Genomic DNA, 25,040 nt, shown 5'->3' with positions numbered 1-25,040 from the left:
GTCGAGACCGCCACGCTCAGCTCCAGGCCTTCATGACCTGCTGGAACTGCTGCTCGGTCTTGCTCAGCGTCTCCTCTGGCTTGGCTCCGCCGACGAGCCCCTGGAAGGCTTCGAGCAGAGGCTGGAAGAGCTGGCCGCCCTCGGGGATCCAGGGGCGCGGCACCGCCGTGTCCAGGATCGGCTTGAAGACCGCGACGTCCCGGTTGGCCTTGACCCTCGGGTCGTCGAAGCTCGACGAACGGGTCGGCAGCAGGCCCAGCTCACTGGAGACGGTGGCCAGCGAGGTGGAGGAGCTCATGAAGCGCAGGAACTCGTACGACGCCTCGATGTTCTTCGAACCGGCGTAGACGGCCAGGTTCCAGCCGCCGGTGGGGGCGCCGGCCTTGGCGGAGCCGGCGGGCACGGGGGCGATGCCGAGGTTCTCCTTGTCCTTGAACTCCTTGCCCTGGTAGACCTCCGACAGCGACCACGGGCCGTTGTAGATCATCGCGGTCTTGCCGTCCTTGAGCGCGGTCATCGCGTTGGCGTAGCTGTCCTGCAGCGCCGGCTTGGCCGCCGCGCCCGACGTGATGAGGTCCTGCAGCTCGGTCATCGCCTTGACGTTCTGCGGCGAGTTGACCACGACCTTCTTGTTCTGGACGTCCAGGAGGTCGCCGCCCTCGCCGTAGATGAACGGCAGGAGGAAGTAGCCGTCCACGTTCAGCGCCAGGCCGTTGGCGCCGGCCTTGGCCTTGACGTCCAAGGCGGTCTGCTTGAGCTCCGCCATCGTCTTGGGGGCCTCGTCGTGGCCGGCCTCCTTCAGCAGCCGCTTGTTGTACAGCAGCGCGAGCGTGTCGGTGACCTGCGGCACCGCCCACGTCTTGCCGTTGTACTTGGTGCTGCTCAGCGGGCCCGGCAGGTAGTCGGCCTCGTTGTCGACCGCGCGGGTGCCGTCCAGCGGTTGCAGGTAGCCCAGCTCGGCGAACTGCGACGTCCAAGCGACCTCGGAGCGGATCACGTCAGGAGCGCCCGTGCCAGCCTGGGCCGCGGTCTGGAACTGGTTCTGCGCCTGGTCGGAGGGGACGTTGACGTACTTGACCTTGATCTTCGGGTACTTGGCCTCGAACTCCTTGATCAGCTTCTGGAAGGTCGGGCCCTCACTGTCGGGACGGACGGTGTCCCACCAGGTGATCTCACCGCTGATCTGGGTCGGGTCCGCGGGGGCCGCGCTGGACGGCGCCGCCGAGGACGTGGTGCCGCCGCCACCGCCGCACGCACTGACCGCGAGCGCGAGTGCCGCGACCATCGTCACGGCTGAAAGGGCTTGCCGCATCTCTGTCTCCTCGTTTCAGGCCGGGGTTGAGGACACGCCCTGCGGTACCTCGCCGCCGGGGTCCTGGGAAGTGAGGAGGACGTTACGCGGCTGCAAGAAAGATTGAAAGACCTTTCATACAGAGACACTCTTTTCGTTATCTTTGCAGCAAGGCGTCAGATCATCACTCTATGTAGTCGAGTGATGCAGCTTTTCGGACATAGGACGCGCATCGGGAACATTCCGCTTGCGGCCGCCCAACCCAGTGGAGGGGCGCCGTTACGGGACGGTTGTTCGCGCCGGCTTCCGCCCGCAAGAGGGCACGGCGAAAGCCGGGACCTCGCGGGATCCGGCAGGGGTCAGCTGGTGGGAACGGCGGCGCGGACCGGAGCCGTCGAGCGGCGGACCACCAGCTCAGGGCGGTGCAACAGCTCCGCGCGAGGCGCGGGCAGGCCCTGGATCTCGTCCAGCAGGCTCGCGACGGCCGCCAGGGCCATGTCGCGGACCGGTTGCCTGATGGTGGTCAGTGGCGGGTCGAGGTAGGCCGTCATCGGCGTGTCGTCGAAGCCCACGACCGAGACGTCCTCCGGGACGCGAAGCCCGAGGTTGCGGGCGCCCCTGATCGCGCCGATGGCCATGATGTCGCTGCCGCAGCAGATGGCCGTGCAGCCGCGCTCCAGCAGCTGCTGCGCCGCGGACTGGCCGCCCTCGACGGTGTAGAGGGTGTTGACGACCAGCTCGGAGACGTCGGTGACGCCGGCGTAGGCGGCCATGCCGCGCTCGAATCCCTGCGTCTTTCGGATGGTCGGAACGAAACGCTCCTGCCCGACCGCGAGCCCGATCCGCCGGTGGCCCAGAGACACCAGGTGGTTGACCCCCATGTCGAGCGCGGCGACGTCGTCGTTGGAGATGAAGTGCGCGGGGATGTCGGGACGGAAGCCGTTGATGAGCACCATTGGCAGGCCCAGCTCGGCCAGCCGCACGTAGCGGGTGCGGTCGGAGCGCGAGTCGGCGTGCAGCCCGTTGACGAAGATGATTCCGGCGACGCCGCGCTCCAGCAGCAGGGTGGTGTAGTCGTCTTCCGTGACGCCGCCAGGAGTCTGCGTGCACAGCACGGCCGTGTAGCCCGACAACACCAGAGCGCTCTCTATGACCTGCGCGAACGCCGGGAAGATGGGGTTGTTGAGCTCGGGCAGGATCAGGCCGATCAGCCCGGTCTGGTTCTGCCGCAGCTTCAACGGACGCTCGTAGCCCAGCACGTCAAGGGCGGTGAGGACGGCCTGCCTGGTGTCGGCCGCCACACCGGGTCTGCCGTTGAGCACCCGGCTCACAGTCGCCTCACTCACGCCCGCTTGGGCGGCGATGTCGGCGAGGCGCATGGTCATGCCGGTGATTTTACCGTCTTCCCTTCCCACCATGACCCGCGCCTTTGCCCGCTTTACAAGCGGAAGCAGCACTCGGTGGCCTGCCGAGAGGAGCCGAACGCCTGACATGACGCCCTCCAGGGCGTCCGTCGTCCAGTTCCGTCCCTGCAACTGTCTTGCAAACTCTTGCAGAAGCTTCATCTCCTAGGTAGTTTCCGGGAACTAGTTGCGCACCCTGATCGCCCTCTGGAGGCCGCCGTGCCCCTGAACACCCCTTCTCATCGGTTACGCAAGCTCGGGCTGGCGTCCGCCTTCCTCGCGCTCCCCTTGCTCCTCCCCCTCACGCCACCCGTTCCCGCCCAGGCAGCCGCTCACCACCAGGCCGGCACGGCGCCGTCCGCCCTTCAAGGGATGGGCGACCGCGAGCCGAGCGACCGGCAGCTGGCCAGACAGCGCCGCGACCTCCCGCTGAGCCGCGAGCGGTTCTACTTCGCCATGACGGACCGCTTCGCCAACGGCACTCCTGGCAACGACCGTGGCGGGCTGTCCGGCGACCGACTCGCCACCGGTTTCGACCCCACCGACACCGGTTTCTACCAGGGTGGAGACCTCGCGGGGCTGATGGCCAGGCTCGACTACATCAAGGGCCTGGGCACCACGGCGCTGTGGATCACACCGGCGTTCCGCAACCGTCCCGTGCAGGGGACGACGGCCGGCTACCACGGCTACTGGATCACCGACTTCACCTCCATCGACCCCCATCTCGGCACCAACGCCGACATGAAGAAGCTGGTCAAAGAGGCGCACCGGCGCGGGATGAAAGTCTTCTTCGACATCATCACCAACCACACCGCCGACGGCATCGACTACAAGGAGAAGCAGTACGGCTACCGGTCCAAGGCCGCCTATCCGTACGTCGACGCGACGGGCAAGCCCTTCGACGACGGCGACCACACCGACGGCTCGAAGCCGTTCCCGAAGGTGGACGAAGGGGCGTTCCCGTACACGCCCGTGCCCGTGGACGGCGTCGTCAAGAAGCCCGCGTGGTTGAACGACGTCACCATGTACCACAACAGGGGCGACTCCACCTTCGCCGGGGAGAGCTCGCAGCACGGTGACTTCTCCCAGCTCGACGACCTGTGGACCGAGCGGCCCGAAGTCGTCCAAGGGATGATCGACATTTACCGCACGTGGGTGCGGGAGACCGACATCGACGGCTTCCGCATCGACACCGCCAAGCACGTCAACATGGAGTTCTGGGAGCGCTTCTCCCCCGCGCTGCACGGCTACGCCGCCAAGCTCGGCAACGAGCGGTTCTTCATGTTCGGCGAGGTGTACTCCAGCGACCCGTCCGAGACCAGCCGCTACTCCACCCGCGGTGGCATGGACGCCACTCTGGACTTCCCGTTCCAGGAGGCCGCGCGGTCGTACGGCGGCGGCACCGCTGACGCGAGCCGCCTGTCACGCCTGTACGCCGCCGACGACTCCTACACGGACGCCGACTCCGACGCCTCCAGCCTGCCCACGTTCCTCGGCAACCACGACATGGGCCGCATCGGCCGCTTCCTGGCGCAGGACAATCCGGGCGCGAGCGACGAGGAGCTGCTGCGCCGGGACCTGCTCACGCACGAGCTGATGTACCTGACGCGCGGTCAGCCGGTCGTCTACTACGGTGACGAGCAGGGCTTCACCGGCAAGGGCGGCGACAGGGACGCGCGGCAGCCGATGTTCGCCTCGAAGGCGGCGTCCTATCTGTCGGACGACCTGATCGGCACCACGTCCACGCACGCGACGGACAACTACGACACCGGCCACCCGCTCTACAAGGGGATCGCCGCCCTGGCCCGGCTCCGCGACACCCACCCGACCCTGGCCGACGGCGCGCAGATCGAGCGCCTCGCGCAGGGCGGCGTGTACGCCTTCTCCCGCATCGACGCCGGGCGGCGCGTCGAGTACGTCGTCGCGGTGAACAACGCCGAGCAGCCGGCCAAGGCCGCCATCCCCACCTACACGGCGGGCATGAGCTTCACCAGGCTGTACGGCACCGGTCCCGACGTTCTGCGCGCCGACGCCGGGCGCGTCCTCACCACCACCGTCCCGCCGCTGTCGGCCGTTGTCTACAAGGCGGCGCGTCCGCTCGACGCGCCCGCCGCGCGCCCGTCCATCGCCCTCGAACTGCCGGGCGCCGAGATCCGCGGCGCCGACGGCGACGGTCGCGTCGAGATCAAGGCGACCGTTCCCGGCACCGGCTTCGACCGCGTCACCTTCGCCGCGAAGGCCGGCTCGGGACCGTGGCGGGTGCTCGGCACCGACACGGCGCCCAACGGGCGCACCTTCCGCGTCTTCCACGATCTGACAGGGCTGCGGGCGGGGACCCCCGTCATCTACAAGGCGGTCGTCGAGGACTCCGCGGGACGGCTGGCCTCGGCCAGGGCCTCCGCCGTGGTCGGCCCCGAGCCGCAGGCGCCGGAGCCCGGGGCGGCGCGGCGCGATTGGCTGGTGGTGCACTACGCGCGGCCGGGAGGCGACTACGACGGCTGGGACCTGGAGGTCTCAGGCGACGTCGCGCAGCCGGGCGCCGCGCCGCTCACCGGCCAGGACGCGTTCGGCCGCTTCGCCTGGATCAAGCTCCGGGAGAACGCCGCGAACGTCACCCTGACCGTTCGCGGCGCCGACGGAGCCGACGGGGCTCCACGCACCGTCAATCCGGCGCGGAACGGTGAGATCTGGCTCGTCCAGGGCAAACAGGACGTGCACGTCTCCCGGGCCGCCGCCCAAGGGTTCGTGACCATCCGCTACAACCGGCCGGACGCGGCCTACACCGGCTGGGGCCTGCATCTGTGGGGCGAGGGCCTGGCCGACGGCGCGGCCACGCAGTGGAGCGAGCCGCGCGTGCCCGACGGAACCGACGCGTTCGGGCTGTACTGGCGGGTCCCGGTGCGTGACGCGGATGTGCCGGTGAACTTCGTGATCCACCGCGGCGACGCCAAGGACCCCGGGGGCGACCAGTCGGTGACGCCCGGCCGTCAGGCGGAGGCGTACGTGAACTCGGGTTCCGAGCAGGTGCATCCTTCGGAGGCCGCGGCTCGTAACACCATGGTCCTGCACTACCGGCGACCCGGCGGCGACTACGACGGCTGGGGGCTGCACCTGTGGGGTGACGTCCGGCAGCCCACCGAATGGTCGGCGCCGCTGCGACCGGCCCGGTACGACGCGTTCGGCGCGGTCTTCGAGGTGCCGCTCACCGAGGGTGGCAAGAACGTGAGCTACATCCTGCACAAGGGCGACGAGAAGGACCTTCCCGACAACCAGTCGCTGGATGTGGCGACCACCGGTCACGAAGTGTGGCGCTTGGCCGCTTCGCCGGGCGACGTCCTGCCCCAGCCGCCGGCCCGCGTCGCCGACGTGGACCTCGACAAGGCGGAGGCACACTGGATCGACCGCTCCACCATCGCGTGGAACGTCCGGCCCGGATCCGCGCGCCAGTACACCCTGGCGTTCGCCCCGGACGGCATCGGCCACGACAAGGGCGAGCTGACCGGCGACTACCGCATCATCCGCCTGGTGCCGGGCGCGCTCACCGACGAGCAGCGGGCCGCCTGGCCCGAGTGGGCCTCCTACGCCGCTCTCCGCGTGGATCCGCGTGACGAGGACCTGATCGACCAGGCGCGCCGCGGCCAGGTCGTGGCCGTGGAGCGCGACGCGCAGGGGGCGCTGCTGACCGCCCGAGGCGTCAGCCTCGCCGGCTAGCCCGGACCCATCGCCACGGGCTGGGCGTCGACCGCCCAGCCCGTGGACGTGACCTCGTTCCATGGAACGGGGCTTCGGCAGGCAAGAAGTGCGACAACATCCTGCGATTCACTCTGCGCCTTTTCGGAATCGCAGGCGCCACCCTTACTTCTGTCCCCGCTGCTGGCGACCTCTTCCCTTCGCCACCTTTCGTCGACCAAAGTTCAATCGTCCTTCCGCCCATTGCAAGATGCGGCACCAAGGGAAACTCATTTCAGCTCGTCAGCGTGATCTCCCTTTCTGACCTGCGGGAATTATTGCAAGGGTGTTGACAGTAAGGCGAAGTTGGCCACAGTCTTTTGCCCGTAGAACTCCCTTGCGCGCAGCACGTGCGCCTTTCCTTTATCTTCCCCGGAGGCCGGTCGATGACGGCGGACAGTGACGCCCCGCATTTAGTGAGTGAGAAGAATCCCTTGCCCGGCGACATCGTTCTCAGGTCACCGCGCGCCTGGGCTCCTCACCTTTGGTGGATCGCCCTGCTCGGAGGCGGGGGCGGAGCCGCGTTCGTCTGGCTGGCCACGCCGCACGGCCGGGAGATCCAGGCGGCGTGGCAACTCGGCCTCAAGCTGTTGGCGTTCGCCTGTCTGTGCTGCGGGATCGCGTTCTTCCCATGGGCATCGCGGCGCCTGTACTGGCTGCTGTACGTCCCGCTCGTCTTCTTCACCGGCTACGTGCTCCCCAGAATCAGCTACTTCTACTACGGCGACACCGCCCGCGTGCAGGGTGACGGCTTCTACACGCACCTCTACCTGCTGCTTTATCCCGGGATCGTGCTGAGCGTGGCCGCGGCCTACCGGCTGGGGGGCGGAAGCCCCGGAAACTGCCTCAAGATCGCGGTGAACGGCGTCCTCATCGTGTTCTCCGGCTTCCTCGACATCATGTGGCAGCTGGTGAACCCCATCCCGATCCCCGAACGTATCGACGCCCCCCACATCGCGGTGTTCACCGGCGGCCCCATCTCTTTCGGCGCGACGATCCTGTTCGCGCTGGCGCACGTCCCGATCGTCGTCGGGGTCGCGCTGCTCCCGCTGGACCGGTGGATCGATCGCCTGCTGGGACTCGCGTCCTCCGCCCGGGTGCGATGACCGGCCTCGTCGTCGGAACCAGCCCACCCGTTCACCCGAAGCCAGAGGAGGTGGAACCATGCTGACCTTTCCCCGCGGCCTCCCGACCTCTACCCGCACCGTCGATGTCTCCGTGGCGGCGCCCGCCTACAACGAGGCGGACACCATCGCGGCCGTGGTCACCGAGTGGCGGGAGTACTTGGAGCGGCATCCGTCGGTCGGCGAGTGGGAGATCGTCGTCTGCGACGACGGCAGCGTTGACGCCACGAGCGCCGTCCTGGCCGGGTTGTCGTACGACTGCCCTCAGCTGGTGGTCGTCACGTTCGAGCACAACCGCGGGGCGGGCGCCGCGATCGCCGCCGCCATCGCCCGCACCCGGTTCGACTGGGTCGTACTGCTCGACTCCGACGGGCAGTTTCCCATCGCGAACCTCGACCGCGTCCTGCCGAGGGTCCAGGCAGGGGAGGCCATGGCGTTCTCCGGTGCCCGGATCAGGAAGGCCGACGGCCTGGCGTACCGGTGGGGGTCGGCAGCCAGCGGCGCGATCAGCAACCTGCTGCACCGCACGCGCTACCGCGACTTCAACTCGGTCTTCAAGGTGGTGCACGGCCCGCTGTTCCGGGCGCTGCCGCTGGAGGCGGGCGGGATGAACTGTTCGACCGAGATCACCGCGCGGGTCGCCGAGATCGGCCACCAGTGGGTCGAGGTGCCCATCGAACATCGGGAGCGCGGCAGCGGCCGACGCGGCTGGCGGTTCTGGCGCGGCGCGTGCGACCGCGCCCTGTTCGTCGCCTATCTCGGCTACCGCCATTGGTTGCTGCGCCGAGGCGTCCTACGCACTGCCTCTGGCCCCGAGGAGGCGGGATGACCGTGGAACACCTCGAAGGAGCAGCCGCGGTGCTGTTCAGCGGCGGCCGCGGCGGGTCCAGCATCGCTCGTGGACTCGTACGAACGCCCGGGACCACCCTGTCGGTGGTGATCAACGGGTACGACAACGGGTCGTCCACCGGGATGCTCCGGCGCTACCTCCCCGGCATGCTGGGGCCGTCGGACTTCCGCAAGAACCTCCTGCTTCACCTCGACGCCGGCATCCCGGCGCAGGCGGCCATGATCGCCCTGCTGGAGCACCGGCTACCGCCGGGGGCGACCTACCACGACCTCGCCGCCATCGTCCGCGCGCTGGCGGCCCGGGAATCGGCGGAGGGTTCCCCGAGCGACGGCATCGGCGGTCATCAGGACCGGCGGATGTTCGCCGCGCTGCCGGCCCGGACGCGTGCCGAAGCGGTACGGGACCTGTCGTTCATGACGGGCCGGCTCGGCCGTGACCCCGAGGAGCTCGCCCTCGCCGGCTGCGCGCTGGGCAACCTGCTGTTCGCCGGGGCCTACCTGCGATTGGGCGAGGACTTCAACGCCGCGGTCCGCGCGTGCGCCGCGACCTTCCGGTCACCCGCCCGTCTGCTCAACGTGACGAACGGCGAGAACGCCTACCTGACCGCCCTCAAGCAGGACGGCCGCATCCTCACCGACGAGGCCGACATCGTCGCCCCTCAGTGCGACACCGCCATCACCGACCTGTACCTGCTGCGCGAGCCGGTCAGCCCGGAGCGCCGCGCCGAACTCCAGGCACTTCCCGCCGAACTCGTCCGGCCGGTTCTGGCCGGCGCGGCGGCCGAGGTGACGCTGAACCCCGAGGCGGACCACGCGATCCGCGACGCGGACCTCATCGTGTACGGTCCCGGGACACCGCACTCCTCGCTGCTGCCCACGTATCTCACTCCCGGCGTCGCGGACGCCGTCTCCGACAGCCGGGCCGCCGCCAAGGTCTTCGTCGTCAACATCCACGACGACCACGACGTCCAGGGGCTGGGCCCGCGTGCGCTCGTGCGGCGCACCCTGTCCTACTTGGGCGATCCGTACAACGAGCGGCGCACGGTGACCCACGTCCTGTGCCATCGGGCCACGTTCGCCGGCGCCGTGGACGGCGGCGGCTGGGAAAGGGCGCGCTGGATCGTGACGGACCTGGAGGATCCCGAGCGCCCAGGCGTGCACTGCGGCCGGCGCACCCTCTCCGCCCTCGCGGGCGTCGTGGGCACGACCGCCGGCGAGACGGCCCTGGTGAGGACCGTATGAGCGTGGTCCGCGTCCGGACGGACGTCCTGTCCACCGACGTGGCGAGGCTGGTCTCCACCAGGCGAGTCTGGCTGTGCGACCTGGACGGCACGCTGGTGGACTCCTCTCCCGTCCACGAGGCGGCCTTCCGCGAGGCCCTCGCCGAGATCGCACCGGAACTGCTTACCTCCTTCAGCTACGGCGACCACGCGGGGGCCGGCACACGCGAGGTGGTGACCACGCTGGGCGCGGCCCCCGCGGACGCCGAGCGCCTGATCCGGCGCAAGCAGGAGCTGTACCGCGAACGCGTCGAGGCCGGCATGGTGACCCTCCTTCCCGGCGCCCGCCAACTCCTGGAGCGCCTGACCCGCACCGGCCGCACGCTCTACCTGGTCACCAGCGGCAGCCGTGAGTCGGTGCGGCGGGTGTTGTCGGCCGGCGCCCTGACCGGCTGTTTCCGAGCGGTGCTGACCTCCGACGAGGTCGCTTGCGCCAAGCCCGACCCTCGGTTCTACCTGCACGCCTGCCGGCTGTGGTCCCTCGACCCGGCCGACTGCCTCGTGCTGGAGGACTCCGCCCACGGGGTGGCCTCCGCCCTCGGCGCCGGGCTGGTGACCCTCCAGGTCCACGCGGCCCTGCCCGCTCAGGGGGCCCTGCCGGTACGGCATCTGGACCAGCTCATCCACCTCATCGACGCGGAGACGGACGACCGTGAGTGACCTGCGTACCTGTGCGGTGATTCCGGCGGCCGGGCAGGGCAGCCGCCTCGGCACGGGAATCCCCAAGATCATGCTGGAGATCGCCGACGGTGTGACCGTCTGGTCCCTGCTCCTGCGCCGCCTGCGGCCATGGGTCGAGCACATCCACGTCGTGCTCTCCCCCAGCGGAGAGGGCCCGTTCCGGCGGCTCGCGGCCGAGGAGATCGCCCGCGGGCAGGTCACCGTGAGCGTCCAGGCCACGCCCACCGGCATGGGCGACGCCGTCTTCGGCGCGGCCCCGTACTGGCTAGGGTACGACGCCATCCTGGTGGTCTGGGGCGACCAGGCGAACGTGTCGACCGCGACGCTCGGACGGGTCGTGCGCGCTCATGCGCGGACGGCCTCGCCGGACCGGCCGGGACTCGTCCTCCCCCTGGTCCCGCTGCCCGACCCGTACGTCGAGTACGAGTACGACGCCGCGACCTCCAGGCTGCTGCGCGTACGGATGTCCCGCGAGGGCGACCGGTGCCGTCCGGGCGGGCTCGGCGACGTCGGCGTCTTCTGTCTCGGCACCCGCGAGCTCACGGAGGCATGGAACCGGTTCCTGGCAGACGCCGTTCCCGGGGCGGTCACCGGCGAGATCAACTTCCTGCCGTTCCTCACCTGTCTGTCCCGGCAGGGCCGGCCGGTGACCGCGGTGCCGGTCGGCGACCCGGACGAGGCGCGCGGCATCAACACTCCGGCCGACCTCGAGTTCGCCCGGACGGCCTACCTGCGGCGGGCGGACTGATGGACCGTCCGAGCCGGATCTACGCCGTCTGCTCAGAGGTTCCCCCGGAGATCGTGGGAGGTCTCGGGCGGTACGCCGAGAGGATGACGGCCCCTCTCGGCGAATCCGGAATCCCCATCGAGGTGCTGGGGGCCGCCGGGCGGCGCCGGACCCCCCGGACGGAACGCTCCGGCGACCTCACGCTGCACAGGCTGACCTCGGCCGGCCTGGGCCTCGTCGGGAATCCCCGTCTTCCTCGGCCCCTGCGGCTGCTGGGCAGGACGGCCGGGCTGCTCGTGTTCAACCTGCGCGCCGCCGCACGCATCCTGCGCTCCGAGGCGGGCCGCTCCGGGCCAGGACGAGCCGGAGCGGTCGTCGCGGTGCACGACTGGATGAGCTGCCCGGCCGGGATCCTGTGCCGGGTGCTCGGCCGCCTGCCGGTCGTGTTCCACGTGCACACCCGCGAACTCAACGCGGCTCCGGGACGGCGTCGCCCCCGGCACGCCCTCGTCCTCGACGCGCTGGAGACGGCCCAGGCCCGGCTGGCGCGCCTCATCGTGGTGCCGAGCGCCGCGATGCGCGACGAGCTGACGGCCAGGGGCTGGCCGGCCGACCGGGTGCGCGTCGTGCCGCACGGTTTCGAGGATCCCGAGCTCCTGCGGCTGGCGGCCCTGCCCGAGGAGGAGCGCGACCGGATCCGCTCGGAGGTCCGGCGCCGCTACCTGCCCGGCGGCGAGGGCCGGCTCGTCGTCTTCGCCGGCCGCCTGTCGTCCCACAAGGGCGTCCACACCCTGGTACGTGCCGTACCCCGGCTCGTCGAGGAGCACGCCGGCACCCGGGTCGTGCTCGTCGGCGCCGAGCTCCCGCAGACCGACGACGCCGCCGTGCTGGCCCGGGTGATCGAGGAGACCGGCACCGCCGCCCACGTGGTCGCGGGGAACCGGTTCCTGCCGTCCACCGAGGTGTTCGCGCACTTCCTCGCCGCCGACGTGTGCGTCTTCCCCTCCGTGTACGAGCCGTTCGGCCTGGTCGCCGTCGAGGCCATGGCACTGGCCCGGCCTGTCGTCGTCGGTCCCGGCTACTCGCCGGAGGTCGTCGGCGACGGGGCGCTGCGCTGCGGCCACGACGATCCGGACGAGCTGGCCGCGCTCCTGCTGGGCTGCCTCGGCGACCCACAGGGCTCGGACCGGCTCGCCCGGCGCGGCGCGGCGTACGTGCGGGAGCACTACAGCTGGGCCCGGACGGCCGAGCGCACCCTGGCGGCGTACGGCGAGGCGACGCGGTGACCCCGGCGCGGACGGCGACCAGCGCGCCCGCGCGGGTCGCCAGGCTCCTCGCCGCCCAGGGCCGGCCGGTGGGACCGGCTCTGGTGAACGCCTTCGCCAGCGGGATCTCGGCGGCGACCACACTGGCCGTGGCCTGGGGGCTCGGCGCCGCCGCCTTCGGCCGGTTCACGGTGGTCCTGTCGATCGGGTTGATCGTGGTCGTCCCCATGGTGATGGGCCTGCACTTCGTGATGTACCAGGAACTGCCGCGGGCCGAGCCCGCCGACCGCCCCGCCCTCGTGACCACGGCTCTGCTCTCCACGCTGGTGCTGGGGATCGTCCTGTGCGTCGCGGGGCTGACGGCCGCTCCCGTCCTGACCGCCGTGTTCGGCGTCGACGTCCCCACGCTCTGCTTCGGGCTCGCCCTGGCGCTGTCCCTGACGGCCGCGTACCTGACCGAGAGCTTCCTGCGCGGGCTCGGAAGGTACGCGCTCACCGCCGGCCTGAAGCTCGTCGTGGCCGTCGCCTACCTCGGCACGTCGGCGTACTGCCTGCTCGTCCCCGGAATCGGGGACGCCTACCTCTACCTCACCTGCCTCATCGCGTCGAACGTGCTCTTCGCCGTCGCCGCCACGGCGGGTTTCCGGGTCGTGCCGCGCCTCTGGTCGGCGGCGCTGGCGCGCACGCTGTACCGTCACGGCGCCTATCTGACCGCACTCACCGCCCTCACCACCGTGCTGTTCGGCGTCGACGTGATCTTCCTGAACCACTGGGCGGCCCAGGCGGACGTCGGCGTCTACTCGATCTACAACAACTTCCCCAAGCGGCTGCTGGGGGTGCTGTTCACCGACGGCGTCGGCCTGGTGCTGCTCCCCACGCTGGCGACCATGCACAAGCCGACGGCCTTGCGGCGCATCGGCCGCCTGTCCCCGGCCGTCTTCGCCGTGACCGCGCTCGTCTCGTTCGCGGCCAGCGCGGTGTTCTTCCTGCTGCTGCGTGCCGACTACCCCTACTCGCCGGGGCTGATGGCGCTCTCGGCCGTGGGGATCGGCGTCCACACCGTCTTCAATCTGTACTCGCTCGCTCTGCTCATGGACGGGGTGCGAGGGGCCAGGGCCCTCATCGTCGCCCAGGTCGCGGGCGCTCCCCTCGTGCTCGGCTGCCAGGCGGCGCTCATCGCCTGGCAGGGCCTGGCCGGCGGGCTGTGGGCGTTCGCGCTGTCCAACCTCGTCCTGGTCGCCCTCATCGTCGCCGTCTGCCGGCTGACGTACAGCCGGGCGGAGACCGTGGACGCCTGCCCCGCCCCGGAGACGTCACCATGAGGATCGCCCAGATCATCACCCAGTTCCCGCCCAACATCACGGCCGGACTCGGCCGCTACATCGAGGAGATCACCCCTCATCTGGCGGCCCGTCACCGGCTTGCCGTGTTCACGCTCAACGACGGCCGCCTCCCGGTGCACGAGCGGAACGGCGGGGTCACCGTGTATCGGCCCATGAGCCGCGTCCTCGGCGCGCTCGGCCGCCGCCGACGCCTCAACCGCACGCGCGGCACGGACGTCGTCCTGCTCGTGCTGACGGTCGTGACGAGCAACTGGCGGTACTTCCTGCGGCTGTGGCGCGCGGGGCGGGACGGGCGGCCCGACCTGGTCGCCGTCCACGACTCGACGAACTTCCTCGCCGGCCTGCTCTGCCACCATGTCCTGCGGCTCCCTGTGGTGCTCCACGTCCACACCACGGAGTACGGGGTGCACCGCGGGCGGAGCGACCTCGCGGGCGCGGTGTTCGCGGCGATCGAGCGGTGGCTGGCGCGCGTCGCCCGGCGCGTGATCGTCCCCACGCCCGAGGTCCGGGAGCAACTGGCCGCCTCCGGCTGGGATCGGGCGTCGATCGACGTCGTGTGCCTGGGTGGCACCTTCGAACGGCTTCTGGCCACCGGCGGCGCCCGGGACGGGCTTCGTGCAGGCGGCAAGGCCCTGCGCGCCAGGCTCGGGATCCCCGCCGGGGACCCCGTGCTGCTGTTCGTGGGCCGCCTCGAACGGCAGAAGGGCATCTACCAGCTGCTGGAGGCCATGCGGCCGATCGCCGCCGCCGTCCCGGGGCTGCGGCTGGTGATCGTCGGGGAGGGTGACCACTCCGGGGTCCGGCGGATCGTCGCTCAGAGCGGGCTGGACGGGCGGGTGCTCGACTCCGGCGGCTGGGTGGACCGCCAGGAGTTGCTGGAGTACTACGAGATGGCCGACGTCTGTGTCTTTCCCTCCCTCTTCGAACCGTTCGGCCTGGTGGCTACCGAGGCCATGGCGATGGCCAGACCGACGATCCTCGGCCATGGCTTCTCCAAGGTCTTCCTCGGCGACCCGGATCGGCCCGCCGTCCGGTTCGTACGCGCCGATGAGCCTGGCGACATCTCCCGTACGGTGATCGAGGTCATGACCGATCCGGACCTGCGCCGGGCACTGGCCGAGCGCGGCGAGCGGCTCGTCCGCGAGCGGCTGAGCTGGGCCCGCGCCGCCGACGAGACGCACGCGGTGTACAAGGCCGCCTTGCGCCCCGTCGTCTCGGACAGGTGAACCTCTCCCCCGAACAGAGCCATAGCAAGGACTTGCGACAGCAACGTTGCGGACCCCTCTGCGGTCACCGCAAGAGCTTTCCACGCTCTTTGCAATGATCCACAATTACCTCTTTGGCTTCACGCGGACCGCTTCTTTCCCGTTACTTTTAGTCATCGACGCGCGCGGATGTCCGCGAAAAAGCGGACACTTGATAGCAAGAGTGGCGAGATAGACCGAGAGACATTCTGGAATTCTCTGCAAAGTATTGCAATCCGGATGGCCACTGAGTAACTTCCAGGCAACACCTAGGAAACCTGAACATGGAGGCCCCTACGGTGTGCCCGTCCCCCACCCCTCCGAGGGCGCCGCCCCCCTCCCCCAACGCCCACGATGTACGGGGCCGGGCGGCCAGTTCCGTCTCCGTGTTCCGTTCTCAAGCACTCCGCAGCGGCGCGGAACGAGGACGACACCACATCGTCACGGCGGCTCGTGTCGTCGAGCCGAAACAACCCGTACGCCTCTCGGCAGGCGTTTCGCATGGAAGCGGGCCAGGTGTTCGCCCACCCGGCCCGCCCTCACGGGATCCCGTCCTCAATCTGGAGACCCCCACCATGAGACTGTACAAAGCAATCGTTGCGGGCGCGTTAAGCGCGGCCGCGGTGGCGGCCACCGCCGTGGCGCTGCCGGTTCTCACCGAGGAGCCCGCCAACGCCGCCTCCGGCCCCGGCGTCACCGTCAACCTGTGGAACTGGAACTGGAAGTCGGTGGCCAAGGAGTGCGCCGACGTCCTGGGACCGGCCGGCTACGGATCGGTGCAGGTGTCCCCGCCGTCCGATTCCATGTCCAAGGGAGGCTCGGTCTGGTGGGACATCTACCAGCCCGCCCGGTACGACCTGACCAGCAAGTTCGGTGACCAGGACGCGTTCAGGAAGATGATCGACGCCTGCCACGCCGCGGGCGTGAAGGTCCAGGTGGACACGGTCATCAACCACATGACCGGGCAAGGCTCGACGAGCTACGGCGGCTACGGCTTCAGCAAGTACGACTACCCCGGCCTGTACTCCTCCCAGGACTTCCACCAGCCGGCCTGCGGCATCAACGACGCCGACTACGGCAACAACGCCTGGCGGGTGCAGAACTGCGAGCTCGTCGGCCTGTCGGACCTCAACACCGGTTCCGACCACGTGCGCGACCAGATCGCCGCGTACCTGAACAAGCTGATCGACCTGGGCGTCGACGGCTTCCGTATCGACGCCGCCAAGCACATGAGCCCCGACGACCTCGCGGCGATCAAGTCCAGGCTCAAGGGGTCGCCCTACATCCACCAGGAAGTCATCTACGGCCAGAACGAGGCGGTCCAGCCGAGCCAGTACACCGGCGTCGGCGACGTGGACGAGTTCGTCTACGGCCGCAAGCTCAAGGAGCAGTTCACCGGCCAGATCAAGTCGCTGCAGACCTTCGGCCAGAGCTGGGGCCTGTCGGTGGGCAGCGACAAGGCCATGGTCTTCGTGGACAACCACGACACCGAACGGGGCGACTCCACGCTCACGTACAAGTACGGCGCCACCTACAAGCTGGCCAACACGTTCATGCTGGCCTGGCCGTTCGGCAAGCCCAACGTCTACTCCTCCTTCACCTGGAACGACAGGGAGGGCGGACCTCCGTCGGCCAACGGCGGGTTCGTCACCGACACCGACTGCTCCAACGGCCGCTGGACCTGCTTCGACCGCGAGATGTCCGGCATGGTGGGCTTCTACAACGCCGTCAGCGGCACCTCCGTCGGCAACTGGACCGACAACGGGAGCAACCTGATCGCCTTCAGCCGCGGCGACAGGGGCTGGGTGGCCATCAACAACGAGAACAGCGGCGTCACCCGCACCTTCACCACCGGCCTGCCCGCCGGGACGTACCCCAACGTCGCAGGCAGCGGCTCGGTCACCGTGAACGCCGGCGGCACGGCGACGGTCACCGTGCCTGCCAAGAGCGCCGTCGCCATCCGAGTCGGCACCTCGCCCTCGCCGACCGCGACCCCAACCCCGACGCCGACCCCGACGGGCGACAGCACCGCGACCGTCTTCTACAAGACGAGCTGGAGCACCGCCAACATCCACTACGGCATCGGCGGCACCTGGACCACCGTCCCCGGCATCGCCATGGACACCGCCTGCACCGGCTGGAAAAAGAAGACCGTCGACCTCGCCACCGCAACCACCTTCCAGGTCACCTTCAACAACAACAGCGGAACCTGGGACAACAACCACGGCAACAACTACACCCTCGGCACCGGCACCACCATCGTCAAGGACGGCGTCGCCACCGCCAACGCCACCGACCCCTGCCAGGGCACCAACCCCCAGAACACCGCCACCGTCTACTACTCCACCACCTGGAGCACCGCCAACATCCACTACGGCATCGGCGGCACCTGGACCACCGTCCCCGGCATCGCCATGGACACCGCCTGCACCGGCTGGAAAAAGAAGACCGTCGACCTCGCCACCGCAACCACCTTCCAGGTCACCTTCAACAACAACAGCGGAACCTGGGACAACAACCACGGCAACAACTACACCCTCGGCACCGGCACCACCACCGTGAAGAACGGCGTCGCCACCGCCAACGCCACCGACCCCTGCGGCAGCTAGACGACGCCGGGGCGTCTCGGACTTGTCCGGGCCGGGACGACTCTCATCCCCCAACAGAAAGAACGGCAATGAAGCGCCTGTACTCAGCCGCGGCCGCGGCGATCATCGTGTTATCAACCCTGATACCGGTGACCGCAGCCCGTGCCGCGAACAGCGCCACCGTCTTCTACAAGACGAGCTGGAGCACCGCCAACATCCACTACGGCATCGGCGGCACCTGGACCACCGTCCCCGGCATCGCCATGGACACCGCCTGCACCGGCTGGAAAAAGAAGACCGTCGACCTCGCCACCGCAACCACCTTCCAGGTCACCTTCAACAACAACAGCGGAACCTGGGACAACAACCACGGCAACAACTACACCCTCGGCACCGGCACCACCATCGTCAAGGACGGCGTCGCCACCGCCAACGCCACCGACCCCTGCCAGGGCACCAACCCCCAGAACACCGCCACCGTCTACTACTCCACCACCTGGAGCACCGCCAACATCCACTACGGCATCGGCGGCACCTGGACCACCGTCCCCGGCATCGCCATGGACACCGCCTGCACCGGCTGGAAAAAGAAGACCGTCGACCTCGCCACCGCAACCACCTTCCAGGTCACCTTCAACAACAACAGCGGAACCTGGGACAACAACCACGGCAACAACTACACCCTCGGCACCGGCACCACCACCGTGAAGAACGGCGTCGTGAGCGCGGGGGCGTCGGATCCCTGTGGGGCCGAGCCGCCGCCGGACACGACTCCGCCGACCGTGCCCACGGGCCTGGCGGCGACCGCGTCGGGCACGAACGTCACGCTGACCTGGACGGCGTCGACCGACAAGGTGGGCGTCACCGGCTACGAGATCAGCCGGGCCAAGGGCGACGAGACGCCGGTCGTCCGATCCACGTCCGGCACGACGTACAAGGACTCCGGGCTGGACCCCCAGACGTCCTACACGTACAAGGTGCGAGCACTGGACGCCGCGGGCAACAAGTCCGCGTACACCGGTGCCGTCTCGGTGAAGACGGGCGACGGGCCGCCGCCGGCGTCCCCGGGGACTCCGCTCGGCGGCGATCCTCGCAAGGACTCCATCTACTTCGTCATGACGGCACGGTTCTATGACGGCGACACCTCGAACGACAGGGGCGGAAGCCAGAACATCAGGTCCGGTAACGCGACGAACAACGACCCGATGTTCCGCGGCGACTTCAAGGGCCTCGTCGACAAGCTCGACTACATCAAGGCCCTCGGCTTCTCCGCGATCTGGATCACCCCGGTCGTGCTGAACCGCTCCGACTACGACTACCACGGCTACCACGGCTGGGACTTCTACCGGGTGGACACGCGGCTGGAGACGCCCGGGAACACCTACCAGGACCTGATCAACAAGGCGCACGCCAAGGGCCTGAAGATCTACCAGGACGTGGTCTACAACCACAGCTCCCGTTGGGGCGCCAAGGGCCTGTTCGTCCCGCCCGTCTACGGCATCCGTGACGAGCAGTGGAAGTGGCTGTACAGCAAGAAGGTTCCGGGCCAGGAGTACGACCCGATGGTCGAGCACCAGGGCGACGACCCCGACATGACGGCCGCCCAGAACGAGATGGCCAAGGGACGGCCGTACAACGGCGACCTGTGGTCGACCGAGGAGCCCGCGGGCAACACCTGCAAGAACTGGGGGACCCCGACGCAGTGGTTCAGCCCCGAGGGCTACACCATCTACAACTGCCAGTGGCCGAGCCCGACCTCGGGCATGTTCCCGGCGAAGTACTACCACCAGTGCTGGATCGGCAACTGGGAGGGCGAGGACTCGCGCAGTTGCTGGCTGCACGATGACCTGGCCGACTTCAACACCGAGAACGCCGAAGTGCAGAAGTACCTCATCGACGCCTACAACCGGTACATCGACATGGGCGTCGACGGTTTCCGCATCGACACCGCCATTCACATCCCCCGCGTCACCTGGAACCGCCGCTTCCTGCCGGCGATCTATGACCGGGTGAAGGAGAAGTTCGGCGAGGAGAAGGCCAAGAACTTCTATGTGTTCGGCGAGGTGGCCGCCTTCGTCAACGACAAGTGGAACCGCGGTTCTGTCAACCACTCCGCGCAGTTCTACACCTGGAAGGAGCGCAAGGAGTACAGCGCCGACGACGAGAAGGCCGCGATCGAGCAGTACAACTACGAGGAGCAGCTCGGTACGGGCAACCAGCCCACCAGCACCAACGCCCGCCTGAACGGCAACGATTACCACGCGCCGGACCACTCGAAGTTCTCCGGCATGAACATCATCGACATGCGCATGCACATGAACTTCTCCGACGCGCAGAACGCCTTCAACAACGGCAAGGACTCCGACGACAGCACCAACGACGCCACCTACAACACCGTCTACGTCGACTCCCACGACTACGGACCCAACAAGTCGTCCAACCGCTACGCCGGCGGCACCGACGCCTGGGCCGAGAACATGAGCCTGATGTGGACCTTCCGCGGCATCCCCACGCTCTACTACGGATCGGAGATCGAGTTCCAGAAGGGCAAGCAGATCGACTGCGGGCCCACCTGCCCGCTCGCCACGACGGGCCGCGCCTACTACGGCGACAAGATCGAGGGCTCCGTCAACGCGAGTGACTTCGGGGTGGTCTCCAGCGCGTCGGGACCCGTCGCGACCACCTTGAGCCAGCCGCTGGTCAAGCACCTGCAGCGGCTCAACCAGATCCGCCGGTCGATCCCGGCCCTGCAGATGGGGCAGTACTCGACCGAAGGCGTGACCGGGCAGATGGCCTACAAGCGCCGCTACACCAGCGGATCCACCGACAGCTTCGTCCTGGTCACCGTCTCCTCCGGCGCCACGTTCACCGGCATCCCCAACGGGAAGTACGTCGACGCGGTCACCGGGGACGTCAAGACCGTCACCGACCAGACCCTGTCGATCGCCGCCAGCGGCAAGGGCAACGTCCGCGCCTATGTGCTCGACCAGGCCGGCAGCCCGGCTCCGGGCAAGGTCGGAGCGGACGGGCCGTACCTCAAGTAGTTCCTTGAGAGATGGAACGGGGAGCGCGCGGTAGTGCGCTCCCCGCTTTCGTCGGTCCCGGCCCGTTCAGCTGTGCGGCGGGCAGGTCTTCGGTCAGGTAGCGCTGCACGGTGGGGCCGGTGGCGGCCACCAGGTGGTCGGGCGGGGCGGAGGCGACGGGTTCGAGCTTGAGGACGTGACGGATCACGGCCAGGCCGATGAGCTGGGTGGCGGCCAGGGCGGCCCGAGCGGGGGCCTCCTGTTCGTCGATGCCGAGGTGCTCGATCGCCGGCCGCAGGACCTGAGTGGTGAGGAACTCGCGCAGGAGCCGTGCGATCCACTCGTTGTTCAAGCTGGAGCCCAGCAACGCTGCGGCGGCGCTGCCGGCGGGAGAGTCCCAGATGTCCAGGACGGCCCGCACCAAGGCGTCGCCGAGCTCGGCGCGGGGTGCCGCCAGGACCTTCGGCATCAGGTCCGCCGGGTCGAACGGGGCGCTGACGCAGGCCAGGAAGAGCTTGTCCTTGGTGCCGAAATAGTGGTGAACCAGCGCCGGGTCGACCTCGGCGCGGGTGGCGACGGCACGGATGGAGGCGCTGTCGTAACCCTTGTCGGCGAACAGATGGCGGGCGGCGGCGAGGATCGCCTCCCGAGTGCCGGGGTTGCCGGGGCGGCGTCCGGCCCGGGGATGTGCCCCCGGGCTGTCGCGATTCACAGCAGTTTGTCGAGGGTGATGGGCAGGTCGAGGACGCGTTTGCCGGTGGCGTGCCGTACGGCGTTGGCCACGGCGGCGGCGACGCCGGTGATGCCGACCTCGCCGATGCCGAGCAGGCCGAGCGGTGTGGTGGGGTCGGGCTCGTTCAGGTAGTGCACGTCGATGTGGGGGATGTCGGCGTGCACGGGCACGTGGTACTCTGACAGGCTCGGGTTCACGATCCGGCCGTCGCGGCCGTCGACGAGGGTCTGCTCCGACAGGGCCATGCCGATGCCCATCACGATGCCGCCGCGCAGCTGGCTGGTCGCCGTCTTGGCGTTGATCACGGTGCCGACGTCGAAGACGCCGAGCCAGCGCGAGACGCGTACCTCCATGGTGTCGGGGTCCACCCGGACCTCGCAGAACTGCGCGCCGGTGGCCGCCCGCACCTTCCGGCGGCGTTCGAGCACGGTGCGGGCGACGAAGCCGAGCATGCCCGCCTTGGACTCGGCTTCCAGATGGTCGCGGCCGGCCGCGGTCAGGATCTCGCCGTAGGTCTGGCCGCCGCCGGCGTGGTGGAGGCCGCCGTCGCGGGCCACCAAGTCCTCCAGCTTGTGGCCGCGCAGGGGTGAGCCGGGCGCGCGGCGGGCCAGGGCGAGGGCGGACTTCTTCAGCTTGGCGCAGGCGTCGATCACGCCCGCCGCCGCGCTGGCGGTCTGCACCGAGCCGATCGCACCGGGGCCGGGCGGCAAGTCGGAGTCGCCGTACTCCACATGGACGGACTCCAGCGGGACGCCCATCTCGTCGGCGGCGATCTGGGCCTGCACGGTCGCGGTGCCCATGCCCATCTCGTGCATGCCGCTGCGCACCACGAGCGTGCCATCGGCGCCCAGCCGGACGGTGACCTGCGCGGGCATGCGCATGGAGGGGTGGAAGGCGGTGGCCACGCCCATGCCGACCAGCCAGCGGCCGTCGCGCATGACGCCCGGCCGGGGGTCGCGCTCGCGCCAGCCGAACCGCTCGGCCCCCAGCGCGTACGCCTCCTTGAGCATGCGGTGGGTGAACCGCTGGCCGCCCACCGGGCCGCGCTCGGGCTCGTTGCGCATGCGCAGTTCGATCGGGTCCATGCCCAGTTGCCAGGCGAGTTCGTCCATGGCCGATTCCACGGCGAAGGTGCCGATGGACTCGCCGGGGGCGCGCATGAAGGTGTTGGGCAGCAGGTCGAGCTGGACGACGTTCTGGGCCAGGTGGATGTTGGGGGCGGCGTACAGGTGGTGGGAGGCCGCGGTGATCGGCTCGGGCATGCCGCCGATCCGGCCGGTTCTGGAGACGCTGGTGTGGATGAGCGCGGTCAGACGTCCCTGGGCGTCGGCGCCGAGCGCGACCCGCTGGGTGCTGGGGGTGCGGCCGCCGACGGTGTGGTAGACGCCCGCTCGGGTGAGCGCGAGCCGCACCGCGCGGCCGGTCGCCCGTGCCGCCAGCGCGGCCAGCAGGGTGCCGGCCCAGGCGCGCGACTTGCCGCCGAACGCGCCGCCGACGTACGGGGACAGGATCCGGACCGACGTCTCCGGCACCCCGAACCGCTGCGCCAGGTGTTTGCGCAGCCAGGGGATGTTCTGCGCGCCCTCGTGCAGCGTCAGGTGGTCGCCGTCCCACACTGCGGTCGTGGCGTGCGGCTCGATCGCGTTGTGGTTGTACGGCGGCGTGCTGAAGCGCAGGTCCACCGAGACGGGCGCGGCGGCCAGCGCGGCGCGCGCGTCTCCCTTGTCGGCCCCGCTCTCCATGATCGGGATGCCCTTTTCCGGGACGGCGTTCGGCTCTCCGGCCGCGAAGTCCACCGTGGCGGGCAGCTCCTGGTAGGACGGCCGCACCAGCGACGCCGCGTACCGTGCCGTCTCGGGCGTCTCGGCGACCACGACCACGATCGGCTGGCCGTTCCAGTGCACCTCATCGGTGGCCAGGTAGTTGACCGACGTGCCCGAGGCGATCGAGCTGAGGTCGAGGAAGCTCATCTTGGGCGCAGGCTTCATGGCCGGGGCGTTCTCGTGGGTGAGCACGTCGATCACGCCGCGCACCGCCCGTGCCGCCGCCGTGTCGAGGGCGATGATGCGGCCGCGCGCGATCGTGGCGTGCACGAGCGCCGCGTAGGCCAGGTCCGGGTAGGGGAACTCGGCGGCGAAGCGGGCCTGGCCGGTCGTCTTGGCCGGGCCGTCGCGCCGGTCGACACCCTGGCCGACGTACTTGGATGTACCGGTCGCGGGCTCTGTCTCGGCGTACTTGATGCTCATCGAGCTGCCTCCTCGTTCAGCTCGCGCAGCGTGGCCACGATGGTGGAGACGGCCAGGGTGGTCTTGAACGCGTTTCCCTGCCGTACGGCAGCAGCGGCCAGCTCGGCCTCGGCCGCCCGCCGGAAGGCCGCCTCGTCGGCGAGGCCGCCGAGCAGGATCCGCTCCGCCTCGCGGGCCCGCCAGGGTTTGGGGGCGACGCCGCCCAGCGCCAGCCGGACGTCCGTAACCGTGCCGTCGCGCACTTCCAGCGCCGCCGCCACCGAGACCAGGGCGAAGGCGTAGGAGGCGCGGTCGCGAACCTTGCGGTAGCGGGAGCGGGCCGCGGCGGGAACGGGCGGCAGTTCGACCGCCGTGATCAGGTCGCCGGCTTCCAGCGTGGTCTCGACCTGCGGGGTGTCGCCGGGCAGCCGGTGCAGGTCCGCCAGCGGGACGCGCCGCGTGCCGCCCACGCCGCGCACCTCCACCACGGCGTCCAGCGCGGCCAGCGCCACGCACATGTCGGACGGGTGGGTGGCGATGCAGTGCTCGCTCACGCCCAGGATCGCGCAGCCGCGGTTGAACCCCTCCAGCGCGTCGCAGCCGCTGCCGGGCTCGCGCTTGTTGCAGGCCGAGGCGGTGTCGTAGAAGTAGGGGCAGCAGGTGCGTTGCAGCAGGTTGCCGCCCACGGTGGCCATGTTCCGCAGCTGGCCGGAGGCTCCCGACAGCAGCGCCTGCGACAGCACCGGGTAGCGGGTGCGCACCCGCCGGTCGGCGGCGAGGGTGCTGTTGCGCACCAGCGCGCCGATCCGCAGCCCGCCGCCGGGCAGCTCCTCCACCGTGTCGTAGGGCAGGCCGGTGACGTCCACGAGGGTGTCGGGCCGCTCGACGCCCTCGCGCATCAGGTCGACCAGGTTGGTGCCGCCGCCGAGGAACTTCGTGCCGGGCTCGGCGGCGGCCTGGACCGCCGACTCGACGTCGGCGGCCTTGATGTAGGCGAACGGTCTCATCCCGAGACCTCCATGATCGCGTCCACGATGCCGTTGTAGGCGCCGCAGCGGCACAGGTTGCCGCTCATCCGCTCCCTGACCTCGGCCTCGCTCAAGGCGCCGGAGTCGGCCACGGCGCTGGGCATCCCCGCGGCGTGCTCGGCCAGCATGCCGATCGCCGAGCAGATCTGGCCCGAGGTGCAGTAGCCGCACTGGAAGCCGTCATGGCGGATGAACGCCTCCTTCAGCGGATGCGCCACCCCCTCGATCGTGGTGATCTCGCGGCCGTCGTACTGGATGGCCAGCGCCAGGCAGGAGTTGATCCGCACGCCGTCGGCCAGCACCGTGCACGCGCCGCAGGCGCCCTGGTCGCAGCCCTTCTTCGGCCCTGTCACGCCGAGCCGCTCGCGCAGCGCGTCCAGCAGGCTGACCCACGGCTCCACCTCGAGTGAGGCGACGGAGCCGTTCACCTTCATCCGTATCTCGGCCACGCGCTTCTCCTGCCGATCCTTGTCAATCGCGGTCCTTGCTCAGTCCTTCGCGACCTTC

General features: G+C 69.7%; 17 protein-coding genes. 11 read left to right on the top strand and 6 right to left on the bottom strand.

Features of this window, described 5'->3' with window-relative positions:
- Positions 1-16: 16 nt before the first annotated feature.
- Both Nocox_RS13685 and Nocox_RS13680 read right to left on the bottom strand, forming a co-directional pair.
- The gene (locus tag Nocox_RS13685; protein WP_026214588.1) at positions 17-1,312 is read right to left on the bottom strand and encodes an extracellular solute-binding protein; all 1,296 of its coding nucleotides are present in this window, start codon (positions 1,310-1,312) and stop codon (positions 17-19) included.
- 338 nt (positions 1,313-1,650) lie between these two features.
- Entirely contained in the window at positions 1,651-2,676 is a 1,026-nt protein-coding gene (locus Nocox_RS13680) for a LacI family DNA-binding transcriptional regulator (RefSeq protein WP_020544423.1), read from the bottom strand.
- Between the two features lie 390 nt (positions 2,677-3,066).
- On the opposite strand from Nocox_RS13680, the gene Nocox_RS13675 reads away from it, so the two are divergent.
- The 11 genes from Nocox_RS13675 to Nocox_RS13625 all read left to right on the top strand — a co-directional run bounded on the left by Nocox_RS13675 (position 3,067) and on the right by Nocox_RS13625 (position 20,568).
- Complete coding sequence (locus Nocox_RS13675) at positions 3,067-6,405, top strand: alpha-amylase family glycosyl hydrolase (RefSeq protein ID WP_020544424.1); 3,339 nt, start codon at positions 3,067-3,069, stop codon at positions 6,403-6,405.
- A 452-nt stretch (positions 6,406-6,857) separates the two neighbouring features.
- Positions 6,858-7,529 (top strand): hypothetical protein, encoded by a 672-nt coding sequence (locus Nocox_RS13670; protein WP_020544425.1) that lies wholly within the window; start codon positions 6,858-6,860, stop codon positions 7,527-7,529.
- Between the two features lie 58 nt (positions 7,530-7,587).
- Positions 7,588-8,376 (top strand): glycosyltransferase family 2 protein, encoded by a 789-nt coding sequence (locus Nocox_RS13665; RefSeq protein WP_020544426.1) that lies wholly within the window; start codon positions 7,588-7,590, stop codon positions 8,374-8,376.
- Positions 8,373-9,638, top strand: a complete 1,266-nt coding sequence (locus Nocox_RS13660) for a 2-phospho-L-lactate transferase CofD family protein (RefSeq protein WP_020544427.1) — start codon at positions 8,373-8,375, stop codon at positions 9,636-9,638. The genes Nocox_RS13665 and Nocox_RS13660 overlap by 4 nt, the downstream gene beginning before the upstream one ends.
- Positions 9,635-10,336, top strand: a complete 702-nt coding sequence (locus Nocox_RS13655; RefSeq protein ID WP_020544428.1) for an HAD family hydrolase — start codon at positions 9,635-9,637, stop codon at positions 10,334-10,336. Before Nocox_RS13660 ends, Nocox_RS13655 begins: the two co-directional genes overlap by 4 nt.
- Positions 10,329-11,105, top strand: coding sequence for an NTP transferase domain-containing protein (locus Nocox_RS13650; protein ID WP_246649784.1), 777 nt, complete (start codon positions 10,329-10,331; stop codon positions 11,103-11,105). The genes Nocox_RS13655 and Nocox_RS13650 overlap by 8 nt, the downstream gene beginning before the upstream one ends.
- Positions 11,106-11,188: 83 nt before the next feature.
- Positions 11,189-12,370 carry a glycosyltransferase family 4 protein gene (locus tag Nocox_RS13645; RefSeq protein WP_169577055.1) on the top strand — a complete coding sequence of 394 codons (1,182 nt, stop codon included), beginning with the start codon at positions 11,189-11,191 and terminating at the stop codon, positions 12,368-12,370.
- The gene (locus tag Nocox_RS13640) at positions 12,367-13,671 is read left to right on the top strand and encodes a lipopolysaccharide biosynthesis protein (protein ID WP_020544431.1); all 1,305 of its coding nucleotides are present in this window, start codon (positions 12,367-12,369) and stop codon (positions 13,669-13,671) included. The genes Nocox_RS13645 and Nocox_RS13640 overlap by 4 nt, the downstream gene beginning before the upstream one ends.
- A complete protein-coding gene (locus Nocox_RS13635; RefSeq protein WP_020544432.1) occupies positions 13,668-14,918 on the top strand; it encodes a glycosyltransferase family 4 protein in 1,251 nt (416 codons plus the stop codon). The genes Nocox_RS13640 and Nocox_RS13635 overlap by 4 nt, the downstream gene beginning before the upstream one ends.
- A 593-nt stretch (positions 14,919-15,511) precedes the next feature.
- Positions 15,512-17,545 (top strand): carbohydrate binding domain-containing protein, encoded by a 2,034-nt coding sequence (locus Nocox_RS13630; protein ID WP_219495620.1) that lies wholly within the window; start codon positions 15,512-15,514, stop codon positions 17,543-17,545.
- Between the two features lie 128 nt (positions 17,546-17,673).
- Entirely contained in the window at positions 17,674-20,568 is a 2,895-nt protein-coding gene (locus Nocox_RS13625; RefSeq protein WP_246649783.1) for a carbohydrate binding domain-containing protein, read from the top strand.
- Here Nocox_RS13625 and Nocox_RS13620 read toward each other — a convergent pair.
- From Nocox_RS13620 to Nocox_RS13605, 4 genes are read right to left on the bottom strand one after another with little or no spacing between them, the layout of a single operon-like run.
- The gene (locus tag Nocox_RS13620; RefSeq protein ID WP_020547426.1) at positions 20,561-21,259 is read right to left on the bottom strand and encodes a TetR/AcrR family transcriptional regulator; all 699 of its coding nucleotides are present in this window, start codon (positions 21,257-21,259) and stop codon (positions 20,561-20,563) included. The genes Nocox_RS13625 and Nocox_RS13620 overlap by 8 nt on opposite strands.
- A complete protein-coding gene (locus Nocox_RS13615; RefSeq protein WP_020547427.1) occupies positions 21,256-23,526 on the bottom strand; it encodes a xanthine dehydrogenase family protein molybdopterin-binding subunit in 2,271 nt (756 codons plus the stop codon). The genes Nocox_RS13620 and Nocox_RS13615 overlap by 4 nt, the downstream gene beginning before the upstream one ends.
- Positions 23,523-24,512: an FAD binding domain-containing protein gene (locus Nocox_RS13610; RefSeq protein ID WP_020547428.1), complete on the bottom strand. Its 990-nt coding sequence runs from the start codon at positions 24,510-24,512 to the stop codon at positions 23,523-23,525. The genes Nocox_RS13615 and Nocox_RS13610 overlap by 4 nt, the downstream gene beginning before the upstream one ends.
- Positions 24,509-24,967 carry a (2Fe-2S)-binding protein gene (locus Nocox_RS13605; protein WP_211212847.1) on the bottom strand — a complete coding sequence of 153 codons (459 nt, stop codon included), beginning with the start codon at positions 24,965-24,967 and terminating at the stop codon, positions 24,509-24,511. The genes Nocox_RS13610 and Nocox_RS13605 overlap by 4 nt, the downstream gene beginning before the upstream one ends.
- Positions 24,968-25,040 lie beyond the last annotated feature (73 nt).

Source organism: Nonomuraea coxensis DSM 45129, from assembly GCF_019397265.1.
Lineage (GTDB): Bacteria > Actinomycetota > Actinomycetes > Streptosporangiales > Streptosporangiaceae > Nonomuraea > Nonomuraea coxensis.
The sequence above is the reverse complement of the archived record's forward strand: the minus strand, read 5'-3'. Positions and strand labels throughout refer to the sequence as shown.